This window comes from Phaeovulum sp., from assembly GCF_047638075.1.
GTDB lineage: Bacteria > Pseudomonadota > Alphaproteobacteria > Rhodobacterales > Rhodobacteraceae > UBA6197.
In genome coordinates this window covers 24941-30940 of sequence record NZ_JBLJBV010000022.1, presented here as the reverse complement: position 1 = coordinate 30940, position 6000 = coordinate 24941, and the positions used below count along the sequence as shown (strand labels likewise).

Annotated in this window: 5 protein-coding genes; all 5 read right to left on the bottom strand. The window is 61.5% G+C overall.

All coding sequences use genetic code 11. The features are described from left to right. Positions 1–667 (bottom strand): FAD-binding protein (locus ACM62R_RS03225; protein ID WP_415182632.1); only part of this gene is annotated, 667 nt, incomplete at its 3' end. A gap of 1 nt (position 668) precedes the next feature. Next, a complete protein-coding gene (locus ACM62R_RS03220) occupies positions 669–1658 on the bottom strand; it encodes a lysylphosphatidylglycerol synthase transmembrane domain-containing protein (protein WP_415182631.1) in 990 nt (329 codons plus the stop codon). Between the two features lie 110 nt (positions 1659–1768). Then, positions 1769–2398 carry a 3-oxoacid CoA-transferase subunit B gene (locus ACM62R_RS03215; RefSeq protein ID WP_415182630.1) on the bottom strand — a complete coding sequence of 210 codons (630 nt, stop codon included), beginning with the start codon at positions 2396–2398 and terminating at the stop codon, positions 1769–1771. A 3-nt stretch (positions 2399–2401) separates the two neighbouring features. Further along, positions 2402–3097 carry a CoA transferase subunit A gene (locus tag ACM62R_RS03210; RefSeq protein ID WP_415182629.1) on the bottom strand — a complete coding sequence of 232 codons (696 nt, stop codon included), beginning with the start codon at positions 3095–3097 and terminating at the stop codon, positions 2402–2404. A gap of 183 nt (positions 3098–3280) precedes the next feature. Then, positions 3281–5911, bottom strand: a complete 2631-nt coding sequence (topA, locus tag ACM62R_RS03205) for a type I DNA topoisomerase (RefSeq protein ID WP_415182628.1) — start codon at positions 5909–5911, stop codon at positions 3281–3283. Between the last annotated feature and the right edge of the window lie 89 nt (positions 5912–6000).

Here is a 6000-nt window from a genome sequence, read left to right as displayed (position 1 = left end):
GGCCAAGGGCTGCACCCTTTGCGGTAGCGTCAATCCAGCCGACACTATAGCTGGCCGTCGAGGCATCCAGCAGCGACAGATGTTCATCCCACCCTTTGGCACGGCGTTCGGTGACCATCATCACATCGCCCTTGCATGGCATCAGCCGCAGGGTGGCCTTCAGAATGATCCCGGTCTGGCCCAGCCCCCCAAGCGTCGCGCGAAACAGGGGCGTATCGGGCAGCACCGTGACCTCGTGCCCGTTTTGCAGCAACGTCAGGGCCACGACATGCTGGCCAAAGCTGCCCATATGGTGGTGATTCTTGCCGTGGACATCCTGCGCAATGCAGCCGCCCACCGTTGCAAAGCCGGTTCCCGGCATCACCGCGGGTAGCCAGCCGCGCGGGGCGAATATCGCGGCAATATCGCCTATCCGCGCGCCGGCCTCGGCCTCCAGATGCCCGGTTTTGGGGTCAAAACCTGTCAGCCGGTCCAGCCGGGTCATGTCGATCATCCGCCCGCCGTTGTTCAGCGCGGCATCGCCATAGCTGCGGCGCATTCCCATGGCCGGGGCGGGGGTCTGGGCGCTGATCGTCTGCGCGTCGGCCCGGCGTTCAGGGCGGGCAATTTCGCCTATGGCTTTTTGCGCGCGTCCCCATCCGGTGTAGTTAGAGGTTTTCCAAATCATCTTAGACCCTTAGCGATTTTCGTTCAGCCAGCGGAAACACGGCCACGCCAAGCCCGATAGCGAACCAAAGGGTTGTCAGGCGGATCACGGCGGTAGCGGGAATTGAAACCTCAAGCCCGACACCGTCCAGTGATAGCAGCGCCACCATGGCGGCTTCGGCCCCGCCAAGGCCACCGGGGGCGCCGGTCAGCCCCCCGGCCAATGCCGAAAAGACAAAGATTGCCACGGCTTTCCACAGCCCGATATCGGCCCCCATCCAACCCAGCAGCAGATGAAAGGCCACGCCCTCGGCCAGCCAGCCCGCCAGCCCCAGCGCCAACGCCAATGCCAACGTCGGCCCATGGCTGAACCGCGCCAAAGACCGCGCCGCCGCCCGTGCCCGGCCAAAACTGCGCGGCAGGCGGCCTGTGATGCGGTAGGCCCAGGTGATCAGCGCAGCCAGCAGTCGGGGCCGCGTGGCAACAACGGCGGCCCCCAGCGCAAGCGCCGTGACCGGCACCGCCCCCTGAATACCACCCGCCGCCAACGCAACCGATAGCCCCAATAGCGCCGCCATCACCGCCAGATCAGAGGCGCGATCCATCAACGCCAAAGGGGCCGTGCGGGCAAAAGCCCACCCCGTTTCGCGCCGCAGCCACCGCATCCGCACCAACTCACCTACGCGGCCGGGGGTTACGCTCATTGCGAATCCGCCGATGAAATGGCGCAGGTTCTGGCCAATGCCGGTCTTAAGCCCGATCCGGCGGGCAAAAAGATGCCAGCGCAGCCCGCGCAGAGCGTAATTGATCAAGGACAAGGCCAGCAGCGTGATGATTTGCAGCGCGCTCAACCGCGTTATCTGCGCCCAGGTTTCGTGCCACCCTGTGGCAGAGGCCAGCCCGATCAGCCCCAGCACCACCAGTGCCAGCAGCACGGCGATTATCAGCCGGTCGCGGCCTCGCCTGTGCGGCAGGGATAGGTCTGATGAAGAGGGGGCTTGCGTACTGGTCATTGCCGCTGATTTAGAGACAGATTAGGGCAGCAATATGGAGCTGTTTCACCCAGCGTAACAGTTTCGCCGTTTCGGAAAGGATGGCCCCGAAAAGGGCCATCCTTCAAAGGTCACTCAACCAGGGTCGCTTCGGTCGCCGCGCGCAGTTCAGCCTCGGTCACACCATCGGCCAACTCGACAATCCTCAACCCACCCTCGACCACGTCCAGAACACCCAGATTGGTGATGATCCGGTCCACAACGCCGCGCCCGGTCAGCGGCAGCGTGCATTCACGCAGCACCTTGGAGTCGCCGTGCTTGTTGGCGTGATCCATCACCACCACCACACGTTTGACCCCCGCCACCAGATCCATCGCGCCGCCCATGCCCTTGACCAGCTTGCCGGGGATCATCCAGTTCGCCAGATCGCCCTTTTCCGACACCTCCATCGCGCCCAGAATCGCCATGGCGATTTTGCCGCCGCGGATCATTGCAAAGCTGGTGGCGCTGTCGAAATAGGCCGAATGCGGCAATTCGGAAATGGTCTGCTTGCCTGCGTTGATCAGGTCGGCGTCCACGTCGTCATCTGCCGGGAAGGGGCCGATGCCCAGCATCCCGTTTTCCGATTGCAGCGTCACGGACACACCCTCGGGGATGTAGTTCGCCACCAGCGTCGGAATACCGATGCCCAGGTTCACATACATGCCGTCTTTCAGTTCCTTTGCCGCGCGGGCGGCCAGTTGGTTCCGGTCCCAAGCCATTTCTCAACCCTCCCGCACAGTGCGCTGTTCGATGCGTTTTTCGTGTTTGCCGGTAACGATGCGGTGCACATAGATGCCGGGCAGGTGGATGCAGTCGGGGTCAAGGCTGCCGACCGGCACGATTTCCTCAACCTCGGCCACGCAAATCCGGCCACAGGTCGCGGCAGGCACGTTGAAGTTGCGCGCGGTCTTGCGAAAGACGAGGTTACCCGAGGTATCGGCCTTCCACGCCTTCACGATCGCCAGATCCATCACAAGGCCGGTTTCCAGAATATAGGTTTCGCCGTTGAAATCCTTGTGCTCCTTGCCGTCGGCAATCACGGTGCCCACGCCGGTCTTGGTGTAAAAACCGGGAATACCCGCACCGCCGGCACGCATTCGCTCGGCCAATGTGCCTTGCGGGTTGAATTCCAGCTCTAATTCGCCCGAAAGGTATTGGCGCATGAATTCGGCGTTCTCGCCAACGTAGGATGAGATCATCTTCTTGATCTGCCGTGTATCCAGCAGCTTGCCCAGCCCAAAGCCATCAACACCACAGTTGTTGGAGGCAATGGTGATGTCCTTCACACCATTTTTGACAAGTGCGTCGATCAGAAGTTCGGGGATGCCGCACAGGCCAAAGCCGCCAGCTGCCATTGTCATGCCGTCAACCAAAAGCCCCTCCAGGGCCTCGTCGGCGGTGGCGAATACCTTTTTCATGAAGTCCTCCGCAATTTCGTTGTCAGAAGTAGTGACGAAGGGGCGCGCCACTGTCAATTGCCGCAGTGCAGCGGATCGGGTCTTGGTCGTGCGGCCGCCGTTGGCCGGATTTTCCCGCGCGACGGCCGCGCAGGTCGGTAGAAGCCTTGCGCAAAGAGAGGTGGTCCGAAATAGGCGTTAGCGTCAGGCTTTCTTTGCGGCCTTGGGTTTTGCGGCGGCCTTGGGCTTGGCGGCTGCTTTGGGCTTGGCGGCTGCTTTGGGTTTTGCTGCGGCCTTGCTTGCTGTTTTGGCTTTGGGCTTTGCGGCGGCTTTGGCTTTGGTCGCTTTTGGTTTGCCGCCCTTCTTGGCCTTTTCCGCGAGTATCGGCAGGGCCTCTTCCAGCGTCACCGCGCCGGGTTCAAGGCCATTGGGCAGCGTCGCGTTGATCTTGCCCCATTTGATATAGGGGCCGTAGCGGCCCGGCATTACCTGAATCGCGCCCCCATCGGGATGTTCGCCCAACTCTTTGAGCGGCTGCGCGGCGGCGCCCCGGCCGGGGCCGCGTGCGGCCTTTTGGGCCAATACTTCAACCGCGCGGTTCATGCCGATGGTAAAGACCTCTTCGACGTCGGTGATGTTGGCATAGACCTTGCCGTGTTTCACATAGGGGCCAAAGCGGCCAATGCTGGCCTCAACCAATTCGCCGTCTTCGGGGTGCGACCCGATCGGGCGGGGCAGCGACAAAAGCGCCAGCGCACGGTCCAGCTCCAACGCCTCGGGCGCCCAGCCCTTGGGCAGGCTTGCGCGGGGCGGTTTCGGGGCCTCGGCTGTAGCCTCGCCCAGTTGCACATAGGGGCCAAAGCGGCCGATACGCAGGGTGACGGGCGTGCCCGCATCATCCACGCCCAGCACCTTTCCATCCAGCCCCGCAGTCGCGCCATCTTCGCCGCCCGGCGCTGTCAGTGGCCGGGTATAACGACATTCGGGGTAGTTGTTGCAGCCAATGAAAGCCCCGCCTGAACGCGCGGTTTTCAGGTTCAACCGGCCAGTGCCACAAACCGGGCAAGATTTCGGGTCTGATCCGTCATCGCGGGCCGGGTAAATGTGCGGGCTTAGAACTTCGTCAATCTTTTCAAGAACGTCGGTTATCCGCAGCTCGGACGTTTCCGCAATTGCTGCCGAGAAATCGCGCCAAAACCGCGCCAGAACTTCTTTATAATCGCGGTTGCCCGCAGAGATGTCGTCAAGCTGATCTTCAAGATCGGCGGTAAAGTCATATTCCACATAATTGCGGAAGTAGTTCGACAGAAAGATCGTGACCAGCCGCCCGGTATCTTCGGGGATCAGGCGGTTCTTGTCCTTGCGCACATAGCCCCGATCCTGAATCGTGGTAACGATGCTGGCGTAGGTCGAGGGGCGGCCGATGCCCAGTTCTTCCATGCGCTTGACCAGCGTTGCCTCGGTATACCGCGCTGGGGGCTGGGTGAAATGCTGTTCGGGGGTGATGTTTTTCTTTTCGGTCGCCTCGCCTTGCATAATTTGCGGCAGGCGGGCGCTGTCTTCGCCTTCGTCATCGTCGCGGCCTTCGTCATAGACCTTGAGAAAGCCGTCAAACATCATCACCTGACCGGTCGCGCGCAGTTCGATCTGTTCGTCGGGCGACCCTATATCGACCGTGGTGCGCTCCATTCTGGCGGCGGCCATCTGGCTGGCGATCGTGCGCTTCCAGATCAGATCGTAAAGTTTACGCTGATCGGACTCGACCGACAGCCGGTCGGGGGACATCGTCATATCGGTCGGACGGATACATTCGTGCGCCTCTTGCGCGTTTTTGGCCTTGTTCTTGTAGATGCGCGGGGTGGCAGGAACGTAATCCGCGCCAAATCGACGGGAAATTTCGTCTCGCGCGGCGGTCACCGCTTCGGGCGCCATGTCGATACCGTCGGTCCGCATGTAGGTGATATGACCCGCCTCATAAAGCCGCTGTGCTGTGCTCATACAGGCCTTGGCGCCCATGCCGAATTTCCGGCTGGCCTCTTGTTGCAGGGTTGAGGTCATGAAGGGCGCATAGGGGTTGCGGCTGGCGGGTTTGGCCTCGACCGATTTTACCGCCAAGGTACGCGACGTGATGGCCTGCACCGCTAATTCGGCTGCGGTGGCGGTGGCAATGTCGAATTTGTCCAACTTCTTGCCGCCCAGAACGGTCAGACGGGCAGTAAAATCCTGCCCGCGCGGGGTTTGCAGCAGGGCAGTCACGGTCCAGTATTCGCGGGCGCGGAACGCCTCGATCTCCATCTCGCGCTCGACAATCAGGCGCAGGCAGACCGACTGCACGCGCCCCGCCGATTTTGCGCCCGGCAGCTTGCGCCACAGCACCGGCGAGAGGTTGAACCCCACCAGATAGTCCAGCGCGCGCCGCGCAAGATAGGCCTCGACCAAGGCGGTATCGACCTGCCGCGGGTTGGCCATCGCTTCGGTCACGGCGGCTTTGGTAATCGCGTTAAAGGTTACGCGGCTGACCTTTTTGCCTTTCTTCAGGGCCGAGGCCAGTGTCTCTTGCAGGTGCCATGAAATCGCTTCGCCCTCGCGGTCAGGGTCGGTTGCGAGAATCAGTTCATCGTCGGTTTTCAGCGCGTCCGTAATGGCCTTGATGTGCTTCTTGCTGTCTGACGCGATTTCCCATTTCATGTTGAAATCATGCTCTGGGTCGACCGATCCATCCTTGGGCGGCAGGTCGCGGACATGCCCGTACGAGGCCAGAACAGTGTAGTTCGAGCCGAGATATTTGTTTATGGTCTTGGCCTTAGCAGGGGATTCGACAACGACAACGGCCATGACTTCCTCTCGGGGGATCAAAAAATGCGCTTTGGCCGCGGAACATGGGGGGCTTGGCGGGCGGTGTCAATGCGCCCTGAGGTGATGTT

Bases quoted from the DNA above. Each gene is read 5' to 3' on its own strand.
- ACM62R_RS03210 (WP_415182629.1), bottom strand. From the start codon at position 3,097: ATGAAAAAGGTATTCGCCACCGCCGACGAGGCCCTGGAGGGGCTTTTG.
- topA (WP_415182628.1), bottom strand. From the start codon at position 5,911: ATGGCCGTTGTCGTTGTCGAATCCCCTGCTAAGGCCAAGACCATAAAC.
- ACM62R_RS03220 (WP_415182631.1), bottom strand. From the start codon at position 1,658: ATGACCAGTACGCAAGCCCCCTCTTCATCAGACCTATCCCTGCCGCAC.
- ACM62R_RS03215 (WP_415182630.1), bottom strand. From the start codon at position 2,398: ATGGCTTGGGACCGGAACCAACTGGCCGCCCGCGCGGCAAAGGAACTG.